The organism is Paenibacillus sp. FSL R5-0407 (assembly GCF_038009185.1).
GTDB lineage: Bacteria > Bacillota > Bacilli > Paenibacillales > Paenibacillaceae > Fontibacillus > Fontibacillus vini.
On the sequence record NZ_JBBPAX010000001.1, the window covers coordinates 1,905,187 to 1,922,088 of the forward strand.

The following is a 16,902-nucleotide window of genomic DNA, read 5'->3' on the forward strand; positions in this document are numbered from 1 at the left end:
TTCTTATTACATCTTCAATAATTCCTGCATAACTCGGTCGCCCAAATAAGGCAGGTACTCATGACCATATTCATGGTATACGACGAGTTCCTTGTCCGATTGAATCTTGTTATAGGTTGCAAACTGCGTATAAGGCGGGCAAACCGTATCGGCCAAGCCTGTCACAAATACAACCCGGGCCCGGATCCGGTCCGCAAGGTTCTGAATATCGATATAGCCGAGCTTGTTGAAAACTTCATCCTGCCGCTGATGCAGCGGATCCATAAACCGGAAATAATAAGCGATTTCTTCGTAAGCGGATGACGTAATCTCCATTTCCCATGCTTTTTTATAATCCGTCAGGAAAGGGTATACAGGAATCGCCAGACTTACTCTAGGTTCCAATGCAGTGCAAGCTACCGTAAGCGCCCCGCCTTGGGAACAGCCGTGCACCGCAATTTTCTTCTCATCTACCTGATCCATGGACATTAATATCCGGACGGATTGCACCAAGTCGAGAAACACGTTACGGTAATACAATTTATCGGGATTTTCCTCATCGATACCGCGGATGATATGCCCCTTCAACGTCGTGCCTTTTGTAATGAAATTGTCTTCGGACATCCCTCCCTGTCCCCGGCAATCCATCGCGATCACCGTAATACCGTGGGCGGCGTAGGACGCTTTATCGGACCAGTCTCCGCTGCCCGTATGGTAACCGTGAAACAGAGCGAGCCCGGGTCCCTTTTCGGATTGGAGTTGTTTTGGCTTGGCAAATTTCGCATGCACTCTGGCACCGCCAACACCGGTAAAATACAGATGGTAGCACGCGGCAAGCGGCGTCTGGAAATCAGCCTCCACCAGTTCGTAATCGAGCGGTTGAGCGTCTAACTCCTTCAACGCCCGATCCCAATAGGCATCAAAATCGTCCGGTTTCGGACTGATCCCGGTGTATTTCAGCAAATCTTCCACTTTATCGTTAGCCATGGTTGTCTCCTCCTAATAAGACAAAAACGGATAATTCCATAAGAGTTATCCGTTTTCGCTGACTATTATTACTTGATGTGATTAGTGATTACATAATTCCGATTTCGGAGTCGTCGCCTACTTCTTCATGCGTTGCTTTTACATAATCAACGATTTCCTGAACCGTGGTGTAGGCAACGCCTACATACGTATCCGCCGCCCCGTAGTAGATGGCGATTTTTCCGGTTTCCGCATCAGTTAAGGTCGCACAAGGGAAGATAACGTTAGGTACGAACCCGCGCTCCTCATACCATTCTTCCGGCGTAAGGACGTAAGTGCTGGAACGGTATTTGACTTTGGACGGTTCGTCCTTGTCAAGGATGACGGCGCCCATGCTGTATACGAGCCCGTTGCAGGTTCCGGTAACTCCGTGATAGAACATCAGCCAGCCTTCGGAAGTTTCGATCGGAGCGGGACCGCCGCCGATTTTAACTGATTGCCACCAGCCTTGTCCGCCTTTTGTCATAACATGCCGATGCTTGCCCCAATAGACGAAGTCCGGGCTTTCGCTCAGAAATACATCGCCGAATGGCGTATGTCCGCTGTCGCTCGGGCGGGAGAGCATCACGAAATTGCCGTTGATTTTTTTCGGGAAAAGCACGCCGTTCCGGTTGAATGGAAGGAATGGATTTTCCAGACGTACAAAGGATTTAAAGTCGGTCGTCTTCGCCACGCCGATGGATGCTCCGTAAAAATCTGTGCACCAAATGATATAGTAAGTATCTTCGACCTTCACCAGGCGGGGATCATAGGCATAGTTCGGTTGAAAAGGCTTGCCTGCCTCGTCTACGAAAGGAATGCGATCCTCTTCAATTTTCCAGTCCAGCGCGTTATCGCTCCAGCCCATATGCAAATGAGGGCGGCCATTGATCGTTTCGGCGCGGAATACACCGACAAATTTTCCTTCATACGGAACTACGGCACTGTTAAAAATACGGGCGATGCCTTTGGCCGGATTTCTTTTTACGACCGGATTTTCGCTATGTCTCCAGACAGGTCCTACTGCACCTTCCGGTTTGTCTTGCCAAGGGATATTCGGCAGGTTCTCTCCAATAATGTTGACTGTAGTCATGATGCAATCTCCTTCCATAATGAAAAAATGTTTTTTTATTTAACCGAGCCTTGCGCAAATCCGTTATAAATATATTTTTGAAGGGCCAAGAATACGATAAGAATCGGAAGAATCGTAATCATAATGCCGGCGCAAATGACTTCCCACTGGGAACCGTATGGGCCTTTAAATTTAAACAATGCGGTCGAAAGAACCTGAAGGTCCTCACTCGGCATATAAAGGAAAGGCGTATAGAAATCGTTATAAATATTTACGCCTTTAACGATGATTACCGTAACGATGGCCGGAGCCAGAAGCGGCAGGATAATCCGCCAGTAGATCGTAAAATAGGACGCTCCGTCCAGCATGGCCGATTCATCCAGCGATTCCGAGATGGAATCCAAAAATTGAATGAAAATGTAAACGGCGATGATATCGGTCCCGAGATACAACAAGATTGGAGCAAACCGGGTATCCACCAAATGAAAGAAGTTGATGATCCGGAATGTCGCGACCTGTGTAGTTACACTTGGAATCAAGGTAGCCAACAGAAATGCGCCCATCAGAAGCTTGTTACCCCGGAATTTGAAACGATTCAGTACGTACGCGATCATGGACCCGATGAGTGTAGCCCCGATGATCGAAATAACAACGATAATGACCGTGTTTCCGAAACCTAGCAGCATTTTCCCGTTGATAAACGCTTTGGAATAGTTAGCGAAATTAAGCCAGTTATCCGGAGGCGTCAATGGACTGGTATCGCCGTATTCCTTATTCGTCTTAAAGGAGGCAAACAGAACTACAGCGATCGGAATCAGAGCAGCAAACGCGCCAAGGAGCAAGCTTACGTACTTTACAATGCTCGCCGCCGTATACTTAAGTCTGTACATGTTTACTTCTCCTCCTTAATCAACAAGCGCTGCAGTAAAGTCACGATGATGACGATAAACAACAGAACGACAGCCATGGCCGAAGCAAGGCCCAGCTTGTTGTATTTGAACGCTGTGGTTACGGTCTGGATAACGAACGTATTACTTCCGTTCGATCCGCCGGTCATAATATATGGAATGTCGAAGGCGCTGATGGCTCCGCTAATAGCCAAAATCAGATTTAACTGCACAATACTCTTGATGCTCGGCAGAATAATGTGCCGGAATTGATGCCAGCGGTTGGCACCGTCAATTTCTGCGGCTTCATACACGTCTTTGCCGATCGAGGAGATCGCGCCCAGAAAAATAATAAAGTTGAAGCCCATGTATCTCCAGAGAGATGCTCCTGCAAGCGAGATATTAATGATCTTCGGATTCAGCAGCCAGCCTTGTGTGTAAGCACCCAAGCCTATGGACTGCATCAAAGTATCAAGCGTACCGTCCGGTCTGAAGAAGAACAGGAAAATAAAACCGATGGCCACCCCGTTCAGCAGGTAAGGGAAGAACAGGACGCCTTTAAAGAAATTCTTGAAGCGAACATTGAAGCTAAGTATCGTTGCGAAATATAAGGCCAGGGCCATCTGTACAAAGGAGCCCGCGAAATAGTACAAACTGACTTTAAATACGGTAAAATATTTAGAATCCGTAAAAATCGTTTTGTAGTTTTCCAAACCTACATAATCATAGCTTTTGCTGTAACCGTTCCAATCGGTAAAGCTGTACTTGAACATATTAAATACGGGCAAATATGCGAAAGTAAACAATAACACGACCGGAATTAGCGAGAAGGCGACAATGATGACCTTCCGCTGTGTTTTGTAGCTTAAATTTTTGAACACCACTCACACCTCCAATAATCTTGCTGCATATGGTCTCTGTCTCTACAAGTCAAATATAAGGGAAACGCACCTAGCGCGCGTTTCCCATTTTTTTATTTCCGGGTGTCAAATACTTGGTCGGTCTGTTATTCTTTCGTTACTTTCGCGCGGGATTTCACCCATGCGTCGTTCAGATCCTTCATGATGTCATCATAGGATTCGTTCAAGTTGCCGATGCCTGCTTCGATAATGCGTTTCTTGAATTCAGGCTGCCAAAGACCAATTTCTGCATCCTTGTCAATTTTGTCGACCAGGCCTTCTTGACCAGGCTGGGAAGGAGTTTGCAGTTCGAATTTCACGTCAGATCCTTCAAATTGTTTCAAGGTTGCAGGAAGCGGAGCGCCGACAACCGGGCTCATACCGCCGGCTTGTTCTGTAGGATAGTTGGACTCGTTAATGAACCAGTCGATCCAAGCACGTGCCGCATCTTTGTTTTTGCTGTGTTTGTTAATACCGACTGTGTAATCGTCAGCAAGCGGCATGATTACTTCGCTTGCATTCGTAGGGAATGGCATATAAGCGATGTCGTCCGGATTTGCGGCCAAGCCTTGAACTTGTCCAATCGCCCAGGAACCGAGTACCATGGCACCGATTTTGCCGTTCGCCATATCAGCTTTCGAAGCTTCCCAGTTTGTTGTTGTTGGGTCTTTTTCGATCAAACCTTCTTTTGCAGCGTCATACATTACTTTATAAAGTTCGTAGTGTGGCTTGCCGGCTACAAAGTTATCGTCCGTGTTCGGCTGTTCCACGTTTACATAATCCACGCTGCCTGCTACTGTGGTCAGTACGGCTTCCCACTGTGTCAAAGGCCAGCTGTCAGCATAGTTCGTGTACAAAGGAATCGCATCGCCTTTATCCTTAATAGCTTTCAAAGCGTTCAAGAATTCTTCAGGTGTTTTAGGCGCTGTTGTAATGCCTGCATCCGCAAACACTTTTTTGTTGTACAGAATGCCTGAGAAGTTCACGGCAGTCGGAATTCCGTATACTTTACCATCCACGGTTCTTTCTTCCAAACCGATATACTGTTTGCTCAGTTCCGACAATTCGCCAAGCGGCTCATAAAAATCAGGAGAATCCTTCAGCGGAATGCTGGTCGGCAAGAGCAAAACATCGCCGTAATCATCGGAGTTCATACGAACCGTGATTTGGCCTTCGTAATCGGACAAGGCCTGGAAGTTTACTTTAACGTCAGGATATTTTTTGTTGAATTCTGCGGCATAGTCTTTGAACACCGTATCTACAATATCTGTTCTCTGCGTGAGCACGGTAATTTCTCCGGCGATTTTCTTCTCTGTTTGTTCCGACGAAGAATTGTTCGCCCCCGTGTTGTTTGCAGGCGTGTTGTTTTCCGCCGCGTTATTGCTCTTTCCACATCCTGCCAGCATTGAGAGTACGAGTACCAATGCCATGAAACCAAATAGTGCTTTGTTTTTCTTCACTTCATTAACCCCTTTCAACTTAACTATTTAGGTTATCGATAAACTACTTTTTCATTCTATCTTGAATACGCTTTCCCGTCAATTACGAAATTAATATTAGTTAATTAATTAGTTTATGTGTTAAGTTAATTGTAGCTTAAATAGAAACATCGGAGTCTGTCTCTTTATCTTTATTAACGATAAATGTATACTGATTTTATATTAGTTAAGCTGATTCCGGATAAAGTTTAACAGGACGGTGAATGAAGTTAATGAAAAGTAATATTACGATGAAAGATATCGCCAATAAATTAGGGGTAAGTAGCGTAACGGTATCAAAAGCGCTAAACGATAAAGAAGGAGTCAGCGACAGCCTGAAGATTACGATCAAAAAAGTCGCCGGTGAAATGGGTTACCGTTTTAATTCCGCGGCCAAATCCATTAAGGATGGACTTTCCTATAATATAGGGGTCATGATTCCGCAACGTTTTACGGGCATGAACGATTCTTTTTACCTCCGGGTTTATCAGGAAATTGCTATTCATCTGGATCATTACGGCTACTTTGGCATCCTGAATATATTGAGCAGTGAAGATGAGGAGCAGTTGAACTTTCCGCGGGTTTACAGTGAAAATAAGGTCGACGGGATTATTATTTTGGGCCAAATCAGCAAGAAATATATCGAAACCGTTCAAAATATGGACCTGCCTAAACTGTTTCTGGATTTCTATGACGAGCATGCGGCGATCGATTCGATCGTCACGGACAATTTTTATGGAGCCTATGAATTGACCAACTATTTGATCCAGAGCGGACACCGAGATATTGCTTATGTAGGCAACATATACTCTACAAGCAGTATCCAGGACCGTTTTCTCGGTTACTACAAATCTTTGCTTGAGCATGGTTTAGCTTTTGAAGACCGGCTGTTGCTAAATGATCGCGACGAGCGCGGCTATTATATCGATATCGAACTTCCGGAGAAAATGCCGACCGCCTTCGTCTGCAACTGCGACCAGGTAGCATACAACTTATGTGAGTTTTTAAACGCTTCGGGATATAAGGTGCCTGAAGATTGCTCCGTAGTCGGCTTCGATAATGATCTCTATGCTACGCTTACCTCCCCTCCGCTCACTACGGTGGAAGTGGATATCGAGCAGATGGCGCGGACGGCCGTCAAATCGATTATGGACAAAGTGTCCAACCCGAACCGCCGGAACGGCCGGGTTCTCGTACAAGGCAAAATTATTTATCGGGATTCCGTTCGTACGTTAGAAGCTGACCAAGTAAAAATAAATAACAAACACAAATAAAATTCCAAATCATAGACCTATCGCAAAAACCGCCGGTTATATCGGCGGTTTTTGTTATGTTCGGGTTCGTAAGATCCAATCACTCAAAAATTAAAGTGTTGAAATCATCGGGTGTTAGACTTATATTTAACATAAGGTAGCTAATTTGTTATATAAAATTATAACAAACAATAACAAACATCATGATCACAGCTAAGCGAGGTGTTGAAATGAAGCAGCTAGATGAATATGTAGCTGGTATGACTTGGGGTTTCATGGGCGTCCGGGGCAGTTGGGCTAACGACGAGGCTTCCGCATCCATGGAGACGATGGCAAAGACAACCGGTGTCAACTGGACAGCCATTGCTTTCTCCGCGCTCCAGGCTACGGCGTTTTCTACAGAGATTCCATATTGGAATGAGCCTACCGTAACCGATGATGAAGTTAAATGGGCCATTCAAAAGGCCAAATCCCTTGGGCTTAAGGTTTGCCTGAAGCCCATCGTCAATTGTGCCGACGGCACTTGGCGGGCGCATATCAACTTCTTTGATAAAGACGTGCCTTGCGAACCGAAATGGTCCGATTGGTTCGCCTCCTACCGCGATTATATTCTCCATTTTGCGCAAATCGCCGAAGAGACCGGTTGCGAGATGTTCTGCATCGGTTGTGAAATGGTGCAAACCGACCGGCGCGAGGCCGAATGGCGCCACCTCATCTCGGAAGTAAGAAAGGTATACAGCGGTCTTGTTACCTATAACTGCGACAAATATCAGGAGGATAACGTCGGCTGGTGGGATGATCTCGATCTGATCAGCTCCAGCGGTTATTATCCGATCGATGACTGGGACCGGCAGCTGGATCGGATTGAAAGCGTTGTACGGAAATACGACAAGCCGTTTTTCTTTATGGAAGCAGGCTGTCCGAGCCGCACCGGATCATCCGCAATCCCGAATGACTGGACCCTTCAAGGGGCGACCAATCACGCCGAACAAGCGGATTTTTACCGCACGATGTTTCAGAAGAGCGGTGAACGCGACTGGGTACGCGGCTTTATGCTCTGGGATTGGCCGGCAAAACTGTATGAGAAGAGCGAGGCGGCCGATGATGACGGTTACTGCGTTTACGGAAAAGAAGCCGAGGCGGTAATATTCGAGGCCTACGCAGCCAGAAACGGCATGAAAACTAAATAGGAGGTTGTTCCTGCGTGAACAAACAACAGTGGAAAGAAGAGCTGCAGCACGAATTAAACGATAACATTCTGAAGTTCTGGATCGACAACAGCATCGATTCCGAGCATGGCGGCTTTATTGGAGAAATCGATCAGCAGCTTCAGGTGGACAGCAAAGCGGATAAAGGGCTCGTACTGAACTCCCGTATTCTATGGACATTCGCCTCCGCTCACCGGTTGCATCCTTCTCCGAAATATCTGGAGATGGCGGAACGCGCCTACGATTATTTGCTGAATCATTTCCTGGACCGGGAGCATGGCGGTTTGTTCTGGATGGTGGACTATCTGGGACGCCCATCTCAGGATAAAAAACAGGTGTACGGCCAGGCCTTCATGATTTACGCCTTAGCGGAATATTATCGTGCAGCCGGAAATCAGGAAGCATTGGATCTTGCGATCGAGCTTTATCATCTGCTGGAGAAATACAGCTATGATCCGATCCATAAAGGCTATGTTGAAGCGTTGTCCCGGACCTGGGAGCAGACCGGCAACCTCAGCCTGAGCGACAAGGATTTGAATGAGAAAAAATCCATGAACACTCACCTTCATGTGCTGGAAGCCTACACTAATTTATACCGGGTATGGAAGTCGCCTGAGCTCAAACATAGCTTGAACGAGCTCATCGAAGTGACTTTGGACCATATTATCGATTCCGAAAGCTCTCATTTCCTGCTGTTCTTTGATGAGGCATGGGATGTAAAAAGCCATCATATTTCCTACGGCCACGATATTGAAGGCAGCTGGTTACTCGTGGAAGCCGCCGAAGTGCTTGACGATCCGGGTGTGCTTAAGCGCGTTATTCAGACAGCCATTGCAATGGCTGAAGCCGTGCATGCCGAAGGTATCGATAAAGACGGCGGCATATGGAATGAGGCCGATCCAAGCGGCCTAACCGACACGAACAAAGACTGGTGGCCGCAAGCGGAAGCCATGGTCGGATTCTATAATGCCTATCAAATGACGCGTGACGAAAAGTTTGAGGAAGCAGCCGTAAATTCCTGGAAGTTCATTCAAAACTATATCGTCGATCGCAACGGCGGCGAATGGTACTGGGGCGTTGACCAATCCGGCACCCCATTGCCGAACGAGCCGAAAGTCAGCCCTTGGAAATGTCCTTATCATAACGGCCGGGCTTGCCTGGAGATGCTTGAAAGACTTGACCGTCAATAAGAATTCAGCAAGTCAGTACAAAACCAATTAATTCATTATCCTTAGGAGGCAAAACATGAGCTTATTTGAAGAAAGAAAGAACCTGTTGACCGAACGTTACGAATCCTTGATCACCCGCCGCAATGAAGTCGTTTCGGGCGGCAATGGCATTTATGACCGTTACAAGCACCCTATTCTGACAGCAGAACATGCTCCGCTGATCTGGAAATACGACTTCAATCCGGAAACCAATCCATATTTCATGGAGCGCATCGGAGTCAACGGCGTATTTAATCCGGGAGCCATTCAATTAAACGGAAAGTTTTATCTTGTCGCGCGTGTGGAAGGCGTAGACCGCAAATCGTTTTTTGCGATCGCCGAGAGCGACAACGGCGTAGACGGCTTCCGCTTCTGGGACAAACCCGTCGTGTTGCCTGAAACGGACATACCTGATACGAACGTTTATGATATGCGGCTGGTTCAGCATGAAGACGGCTGGATCTATGGCTTGTTCTGCACGGAGCGCAAAGATCCGGACGCCCCTCGCGGCGACCTCTCCAGCGCAGTTGCCCAATGCGGCATCGCCCGGACTAAAGATCTGATCACCTGGGAGCGCCTGGCCGACCTGAAAACTGCTTCCCCACAGCAGCGTAACGTCGTGCTTCATCCTGAGTTTGTGGATGGCAAATACGCCTTCTACACCCGTCCGCAGGACGGATTCATCGATACGGGTTCCGGCGGCGGCATCGGCTGGGGTCTGTCCGATACGATCGAAAACGCCGTGATCGAGAAGGAAATCATCATTGATGAGCGCTTCTACCATACGATCAAGGAAGTCAAGAACGGTCAAGGCCCGGCACCGATCAAAACCGAACGCGGCTGGCTGCATATCGCCCACGGGGTTCGCAACACTGCGGCCGGGCTCAGATATGTCTTGTACGCCTTCCTCTCCGATCTTGAGAAGCCTTACGAAGTTACGCATCGTCCGGGCGGACACCTCATCGCTCCTGAAGGCGAAGAACGTGTCGGAGACGTATCGAACGTAGTCTTCTGCAACGGCGTCATCGCTACTGATAACGGCGAAGTGTATATTTATTACGCTTCTTCCGATACGCGTATTCATGTGGCTGCCACAACTGTAGACCGCCTGTTGGACTACGTGGTGAACACACCGGAAGATGCTATGCGTTCCTTCGCTTGCGTGGAACAACGCATCGGGCTGGTTGAACGTAATTTGTCCCTGAAGTAAACATTATTAATAAAACAAGGGCCGATCCACGCAGTTATCTGCGGGACCGGCCCTTATTGCTTGTTTCGAATCTACAGGTTATTCTCCCTCTTATTGCTCCACCGAAGGAGCCGCACTGGAATCACGGTGAACCAGCTCAGCGGCTACCAGCACCTTCTCGTATACTTGTTCCGGATGCTCGATTCGTTCGATCAGCTTACGGACAGCCCTGCGCCCCATCGCTTCTTTAGGCACATGTACCGTTGTGATCGGCGGTTCGTTGCGGTAAGCGTCATCGATATTATCGAAGCCCGTGATCGTGATCTGGCCAGGCACGTCGATTCCGACCTTTTTCAGAGCTTGTCCCACACGAATCGCAATTGAATCATTGGCGCATACCAAGGCGGTCGGTAACTGGCGTGATTTCTGCCGGGCCATAATCCACTCTTCGAAATCAGGCACAAATTCACCTGTATCCACACCGCGAAGCCGCAGCATCGGATCACTGATCTCTGGCGTCTCCAAATCATTCTCTTCCAGCGCTTCCCGAAATCCGGACCAACGGTCGCGGAAGCTGCGTGAAAATTGAATGTTTCCTAAAAAGTGAAGCCGAGTATGTCCGAGGCCCATCAAATGATTGCACAAACGGAAAATGCTGTCCCCGTTGTTTGCGAATACCGTGTCCGTCGGAATAAGGGCGTCCTCATGATCCACCAGGACCATGGGAATCCCGAGCCGGTGCACTTCAAGCAAAAGCGAAGAATCGATTTGCCCTACTCCGATCATTCCCAGAATTCCATCCGGATTCAACACATGGATAAAATGGTCTACCCGGGATTCCGAGACGATGACCATGCCAAGGCTGCGGGCCTCCAACTCCTCCGAAATCCCCTCCAGTATTTTGCCCCAATACAGCGAATCCTTCGTCTGAAAACGGATATTCGGCATCAATACGATGACCGATTGCTTCCCTGTAAAGGAAGTAGACTGCTGAGAAATGGGTTGGTTTTTCATATAAGCATTTTTTTGAGCAAAATAACCTAGTTGTGAGGCCGCTTGGATTACCCGGTTCTTCGTGGTCTCATTCACCCCGCCCTTGCCTGATAGCGCCTTGGACACGACAAACTTGGACACTCCCAGGTGGTCGGCGATTTGCTGCATCGTAATTTTCTTCAACTGACAATACCCCCGCAAACAATAACTGTTTGTTCAATGTGCTCATTCCATTATAACAAAGTCAGCTGCGGTGATACATTGGAATTTGGACGGTTCGTAAAATTATTCCGTAGAAGGCCCGAACCAGGAAGCAAACCAGTGAATCCCCTTGCGGGATACCTGTTGAAGCAGGTTTGCGGTCTTGTCCGCAAAGCGGTCTACCGCGGGAGGAGCCGGTTGAGGAAGCAGTAAATCACCAGGCGTCAGGGCCGCTCCGCCGTTAGCCCCATCAACGTATTGCCTGCCGTCGGCGGCGTATTGCCCGTTATTTGGGTTACCGTAGTTATAGCCGTTATTATAATCATTGCTATATCCGTTATTGTACCCCGTTCCATACCCTCCGGCGTTGGCATTACCGTTGGCATACCCGGGAGCCATGTTCTGATTCCCCGCCTGTCCGGCCGGTGTTCCATTGTAAGCCCCGGCCGAGCCGACCTGGACACCGTTATATGGAGATCCATTGGACCAGGCATTGGTTGGCCATGCTCCGTTTTGCGCGAGACCGGATTGACCCGCCCCCGAATCCGAGAGCTGCATCCCCAAAGTGACGCCGGCCACGAGCAGAATCCCGTACAGCATGCCCTTCCTCAACGTTTTCGCCATGAAGTCCGCTCCTCCCCCTGAAATGGTTACGAGTTTTTATGGTTGGAACCGGCGGCCGTCTTCGCCGCCGCCTTTTCCTTTACCTGTTCCTGCGAGCCGCTCTTGGTCAAAGAACCCGCCTTCTCCGCATCCTGGCTTTCCCAATAAAGATCCGCTATGATGCCGGCCAGCACCTTGGAGGTCCGCTGGAGCTCTTCCTCCGTATTATCGATTCCGCCGATTTCAATTAAGATACTTTGCGGGGATAAGGACTGATTGTATTCCCCATTACCCTGGGAGCTGGTTTTGCCCCATATGCCGCGGGAAATGCCCGGATGGGACTTCTCCAGCCGTTCATGAATCGAACTTGCGAAGGCTTCATTTTTCCGCCAGTTTTCATTCGCGTGACCGATAATAAAGTAGACTTGGGCGTAAGTCTCTCCGCCAATCTCCGTTGTAGTCTTCTCGTGACGCTGCGAATCTCTGTGAATATCGATAAAATATTGCAGCTGCCCGTTCTGAGCCATGGCAGTCTTTACGGTCTCTCTAGAATATTTATATGAATAATTGTAATTGTAATTACTTACGGTAGATGCATAATTCTGAAAAGAGTGCAGCGTCGCTACCCCTTTATGTTCCAGGGCATTAGCAAGGAATTCGCCGACGAGGCCAACGTTCTTCTTCTCCTCCGGGGAACTCGGATTATCTCCGGTCGTCCCGAGGAGCGGATTATATGATTCCTGCGGATGGGAATGATAGATCATGACTATATTTTTGTTTCCCGGCTTAATAGCAGGATCCTCCTCCGTCTGATCTTGTCCTCCGGCTTTGGGGTCTGTCGTGCCCTTATCGGGTGGAATCTGTCCCGCAGGATCCTCATCCGGCGGCTGGTTCCCCGCATCCGGTTCTGGATGATCGGGTGCTGAGCCTGCGGCTCCAGTCCCCGGACGGTAATCCTCCGGCGCTTGCACCGTCGTATTGCCCGAACCGGTCCGCAGCAGAATGGGACTGTCCGCGCCGAGGCCCGGTACTTCGCGGGCGACCAGGCTCTTCGGATCGGCCGGATTCACGTCAGTCAGCAATTGAAATACGAACTGGGACATCTGTTTGCCTGAAAAGGCGGGCGTTTGTTTCTCACTGACCGAATGCGGCAGTTCCATGCCGACCATTTCGATAAAAAACCGGCTCGACAGGGAAGCAGCCAACCCTTTCATGGAAGAAACGGGAGAGGTGTTCAAGTTTTTCTCGGCAATCCCTAAAGTGCCGAGCAGAATAAAAAATACGACCGACAATACCGACATCAGCAGAAAAGTTTGTCCCATCGCCAGCACGTTCATAAAGTTCCGCTTTATTTTTCCGATGTTCCACGCTCTGAATTTCATTTCGTCATGTCCTCCTCCAGCCGCTAAACCTTAGGCTTGAATCTCTTTACTCCAAATCTATGAACCTAGTGGAAAGTTTAGAACATCGAATTCTCACAAAAAAAAGAAGTCCGCTAGATTGCGAACTTCCTGGGAGGGAGGAGACCCATTTTGTTAATGAGATGTTAATGAGTATAGGTAGCGACGTTATCGGGGTTGACGGCATCATGCAGCGCCAAATTCAGCCCGCTCGCGATGACATTCGCAATGTCTTCGATAAATTCATCGATCTCCTTGGGGGTTACGATCAAATCATGGCCGAGCGGTTGAAGAACCTCTTTGACGAGCCCTAGGCGTTCGCCTTCGGTAAGCTCGGTGAGCAGCCCGAGAATCTGCTTCGTTTGCGGTTGCTGTCCGGCGCCGCTCTCCTGATCGAAATGAGTCTTCATCAAATCGAAAACATTGTTCACAATCGTGGAAGCGTAGCAGACCGTCGGCACACCAATCGCAATGCACGGAACGCCCAAAATTTCTTTGGTCAGCCCGCGGCGTTTGTTTCCGATCCCCGAACCCGGATGGATGCCGATATCGGCAATCTGAATCGTCGTATTCACCCGCTCCAGGTTTCTTGCCGCCAAGGCATCAATCGCTATAATGAGGTCGGGTTTGGTCCGGTCTACAATCCCCTGGACGACTTCGCTCGACTCGATGCCCGTAATCCCGAGCACTCCCGGCGCGATCGCGCTGACGTCCCGGTATCCCGGGGATACCTGATCCGGAGTCAATTCGAAGAAATGGCGGGTCACCAGCACATTCTCGACTACGAGAGGACCGAGCGCGTCCGGGGTCACATTCCAGTTGCCGAGACCGACGATCAACACTTTTGCCCCTTCGCTGATGCCGATTTTGGGAAGGAACACGCTGAACTCTTTAGCAAAAGTAGCCGCTACCTTTTCCTGAAGATCGCTGTCCTGGGTACGCAATCCGGGAACCTCGATGGTGATGTAGTGTCCGACCATTTTGCCGATCTGTCTGGACGCCGCTTCATTCGTTACATCCAGACGGGTAACCTTGATGCCTTCGTTCTCGTCAATCTGTTCGTTCAACCCGGGTACCGGCCCGCCGTAAGCGGTCTCCGCCATCTCTTTCGATTCTACGGCCAGGTCGGTCCGGACGGAATAGTCCCGCAAATCCAAATTCATGTCATAATGACCTCCTTTTCCTCGGTTGCCTTTAGTTTGCGGGAGAGGCGAAACTATTATGCACTCCCACTGATCTTAGTTTCGAGGAACTCATTGCATTTTGGCGGGGGTCATGATAAAATATTTTAAGTTGTGAATCATCTGGGATGATATATGCTTTACAGGAGGTGAATGCAATGCCAAACATTAAATCCGCTATCAAACGTGTAAAAACAAACGACAAGCGCCGCGCTCTGAACGCTTCGCAAAAGTCCGCTTTGCGTACGGTTGTTAAATCTGCCGACACCGCTCTTGCGAACAACGAAGTGGAAGTAGCTAAAGCCGCTTTCGCCGCTGCTACCAAAAAGTTGGACAAAGCTGTTACTAAAGGTTTGATCCACAAGAATGCAGCAGCCCGTAAGAAATCCCGCTTGGCTAAAAAATTGAACGCCCTTACGTCCCAAGCGTAAGCGTCGCTATTTATAAACTTAAGCTCAAAGAGACCTGAACGATTTCGTTCAGGTCTTTTTGATGTTATTTGCAAAACACACGTTCAGCATCGGATTATAATTGCGCATGATCGGCTGGCGGAGTGGATGGAAGGAGCGGCTGACATAGGGAACGGAGGAACGGAGGGAGCGGAGGGAGTGACTGGAGCTATCGAACCTTGGTGTAGCAAATCAATGATGCGATGATGCCCAGCATTGGTCAATAGAGCTTAAGTTCCCCACTCGCGGCGGCTGCTTAGGGATTATAAGCTTCGCGTGTTTTAAAGGTCGCTGAGTACGACGTTGCTGGTGGTGAGTTTGGTGAGTTTGGTGAGTTTGGTGAGTTCGGTGAGTTTGGTGAGTTTGGTGAGTTTGGTGAGTTTGGTGAGTTTGGTGAGCTAATTAGTTGCTATTTAGTTACTTCATTAGTTACGTTGACTCGGTATGATGCACTCTAGTAATTCGGTTCTCAATAGCCCCCCCAAAAATAACTGTATTATGTACAGTTAAATTTCTGCATTTAAGTTAGTTTTGTAATTTAGCTGTATTTCCTACAGTTAATTGTACAGGTTTTGCACTTCACAGGCTATTTCGGTGAAATTAGCTGTATGTTTTCCAGTTAATTCCACCGAAATAGTAAAAAGCCACGAAATAACTGTAGGTTTTCCAGTTAAATCGCAGCTTCAATCGTTTTAAACAGTTTTGGTCCTCATCAGCCCAGTCCTGCTGGTCCTCTGACCGGTCCGGTCCTATGCCCCCAGCTTCAGCAGGAATATCTCCAGTCCTAACACTTTGTCGATGCCGCCGCTCTTCATCTGGTAGTCCAGTTGGGCGAGATCGGAAAGAATACGCTTCAGCTTTGCCTGTTCGAATTTCCGGGCCTGTTCCCCGGCAATCTTAACCGCGTACGGATGCAATCCCAATTGGGAGGCAATTTGCTGCTGGGAATAGCTTTGACGTGCCAAATCTTTAACCTGCAGCATGATCCGGAACTGCCTTGCGATCAGCGCTGCAATTTTGATCGGCTCCTCGCGTTGTTTGAGCAGCTCATAAAAAATATCCAAGGCCTGCTCCAGTTTGAGTGCAGCAATATGCTCCACCATCGCGAACACATTTTGCTCTGTAGTACGAGCCACCAATTGGTTAATGACCGCGATATCGATCATGCCGCCCTCGCCGGCATACAGGCAAAGCTTGTCTACCTCGACGGCCAATGCCGCCATCTGCACCCCGCAGGCCGCAACCAAGGCCTCAGCCGCTTCGCGGCCGATCCGGCGGCCGCGCTTCTCTACTTCGCGCACAACCCACTGCGTCAGTTCGCTGCCGCCAAGCGGCATGAAAGACAGCACCGTGCCGGCAGCCTTCATAGCCTTTACGATTTTCTTACGCTCGTCCAGCTTCTCACCGTTTACAACAAACACGATGACGCTATGCTCGGCGGGATTATCTATGTAAGCCAGCAAGGCTTCCACCTTATGTTCTATTTTCCCGCCCTCTTTCCCGGCGGTAAACACCGCGGAGTCCCGGACGACGATCAGCTTGCGCTCCACCAGAAAAGGAAGCGTCTCGGCTTCCTCGACGACAGCTTCCACTGGGGTCTCGGCCAGATCAAACGACGCCATGGCAAAATCCCGTTGATCCCGGTCCACCACCTGGTCTTGCAGCATGCCGGCAAACTCCTGAATCTGGTATTTCTCCGTACCATAACATAAATATAATGGGGAGACCTGCCCTTGTTTGATTTGCTTTACCGCCGTTTTCACGTCCATGCGGCATCTCCCTTCCTCTTCAACGATTTCAAGCGTGTTCTTGAACAATCTCTCTAATATCATGATACTGTGAATCATCCAAATAGTCCAAGGTACAGTACTTGGAATATCAAGCAAAGGACCCGTAA

The 16,902-nt window shown here is 48.9% G+C and carries 15 protein-coding genes; 5 read left to right on the top strand and 10 right to left on the bottom strand.

What is annotated here, in order from left to right:
- Positions 1–6: 6 nt before the first annotated feature.
- The 5 genes from NYE70_RS09245 to NYE70_RS09265 all read right to left on the bottom strand — a co-directional run bounded on the left by NYE70_RS09245 (position 7) and on the right by NYE70_RS09265 (position 5,302).
- Positions 7–966, bottom strand: coding sequence for an acetylxylan esterase (locus NYE70_RS09245; RefSeq protein ID WP_341045741.1), 960 nt, complete (start codon positions 964–966; stop codon positions 7–9).
- Positions 967–1,054: 88 nt separating this feature from the next.
- Positions 1,055–2,077 carry a glycoside hydrolase family 130 protein gene (locus NYE70_RS09250; protein WP_341045743.1) on the bottom strand — a complete coding sequence of 341 codons (1,023 nt, stop codon included), beginning with the start codon at positions 2,075–2,077 and terminating at the stop codon, positions 1,055–1,057.
- A gap of 35 nt (positions 2,078–2,112) precedes the next feature.
- Complete coding sequence (locus tag NYE70_RS09255; protein WP_211019880.1) at positions 2,113–2,946, bottom strand: carbohydrate ABC transporter permease; 834 nt, start codon at positions 2,944–2,946, stop codon at positions 2,113–2,115.
- Positions 2,947–2,948: 2 nt separating this feature from the next.
- A complete protein-coding gene (locus NYE70_RS09260) occupies positions 2,949–3,824 on the bottom strand; it encodes a carbohydrate ABC transporter permease (RefSeq protein ID WP_211019881.1) in 876 nt (291 codons plus the stop codon).
- A gap of 125 nt (positions 3,825–3,949) precedes the next feature.
- Complete coding sequence (locus NYE70_RS09265; protein WP_341045745.1) at positions 3,950–5,302, bottom strand: ABC transporter substrate-binding protein; 1,353 nt, start codon at positions 5,300–5,302, stop codon at positions 3,950–3,952.
- Positions 5,303–5,553: 251 nt separating this feature from the next.
- Here NYE70_RS09265 and NYE70_RS09270 point away from each other — a divergent pair, with 251 nt between their 5' ends.
- The 4 genes from NYE70_RS09270 to NYE70_RS09285 all read left to right on the top strand — a co-directional run bounded on the left by NYE70_RS09270 (position 5,554) and on the right by NYE70_RS09285 (position 10,199).
- A complete protein-coding gene (locus NYE70_RS09270) occupies positions 5,554–6,594 on the top strand; it encodes a LacI family DNA-binding transcriptional regulator (RefSeq protein ID WP_341047558.1) in 1,041 nt (346 codons plus the stop codon).
- 209 nt (positions 6,595–6,803) lie between these two features.
- Entirely contained in the window at positions 6,804–7,763 is a 960-nt protein-coding gene (locus NYE70_RS09275; RefSeq protein ID WP_341045747.1) for a glycoside hydrolase family 113, read from the top strand.
- 14 nt (positions 7,764–7,777) lie between these two features.
- Positions 7,778–8,971: an AGE family epimerase/isomerase gene (locus tag NYE70_RS09280; protein ID WP_341045749.1), complete on the top strand. Its 1,194-nt coding sequence runs from the start codon at positions 7,778–7,780 to the stop codon at positions 8,969–8,971.
- Positions 8,972–9,026: 55 nt separating this feature from the next.
- The gene (locus NYE70_RS09285) at positions 9,027–10,199 is read left to right on the top strand and encodes a glycoside hydrolase family 130 protein (protein WP_341045751.1); all 1,173 of its coding nucleotides are present in this window, start codon (positions 9,027–9,029) and stop codon (positions 10,197–10,199) included.
- A gap of 90 nt (positions 10,200–10,289) precedes the next feature.
- On the opposite strand, the gene NYE70_RS09290 is transcribed toward NYE70_RS09285, so the two are convergent.
- The 4 genes from NYE70_RS09290 to gpr all read right to left on the bottom strand — a co-directional run bounded on the left by NYE70_RS09290 (position 10,290) and on the right by gpr (position 14,538).
- Entirely contained in the window at positions 10,290–11,354 is a 1,065-nt protein-coding gene (locus NYE70_RS09290; protein ID WP_247681495.1) for a LacI family DNA-binding transcriptional regulator, read from the bottom strand.
- A gap of 102 nt (positions 11,355–11,456) precedes the next feature.
- Complete coding sequence (locus NYE70_RS09295) at positions 11,457–11,996, bottom strand: hypothetical protein (RefSeq protein WP_213653794.1); 540 nt, start codon at positions 11,994–11,996, stop codon at positions 11,457–11,459.
- A gap of 26 nt (positions 11,997–12,022) precedes the next feature.
- A complete protein-coding gene (locus tag NYE70_RS09300; RefSeq protein ID WP_213653793.1) occupies positions 12,023–13,357 on the bottom strand; it encodes a stage II sporulation protein P in 1,335 nt (444 codons plus the stop codon).
- Between the two features lie 164 nt (positions 13,358–13,521).
- Positions 13,522–14,538, bottom strand: coding sequence for a GPR endopeptidase (gpr, locus tag NYE70_RS09305; protein ID WP_290407747.1), 1,017 nt, complete (start codon positions 14,536–14,538; stop codon positions 13,522–13,524).
- A 176-nt stretch (positions 14,539–14,714) separates the two neighbouring features.
- On the opposite strand from gpr, the gene rpsT reads away from it, so the two are divergent.
- Positions 14,715–14,987: a 30S ribosomal protein S20 gene (gene rpsT, locus NYE70_RS09310; RefSeq protein ID WP_211019889.1), complete on the top strand. Its 273-nt coding sequence runs from the start codon at positions 14,715–14,717 to the stop codon at positions 14,985–14,987.
- A gap of 767 nt (positions 14,988–15,754) precedes the next feature.
- On the opposite strand, the gene holA is transcribed toward rpsT, so the two are convergent.
- Positions 15,755–16,774, bottom strand: a complete 1,020-nt coding sequence (gene holA / locus NYE70_RS09315; RefSeq protein WP_341047560.1) for a DNA polymerase III subunit delta — start codon at positions 16,772–16,774, stop codon at positions 15,755–15,757.
- Positions 16,775–16,902: the final 128 nt, after the last annotated feature.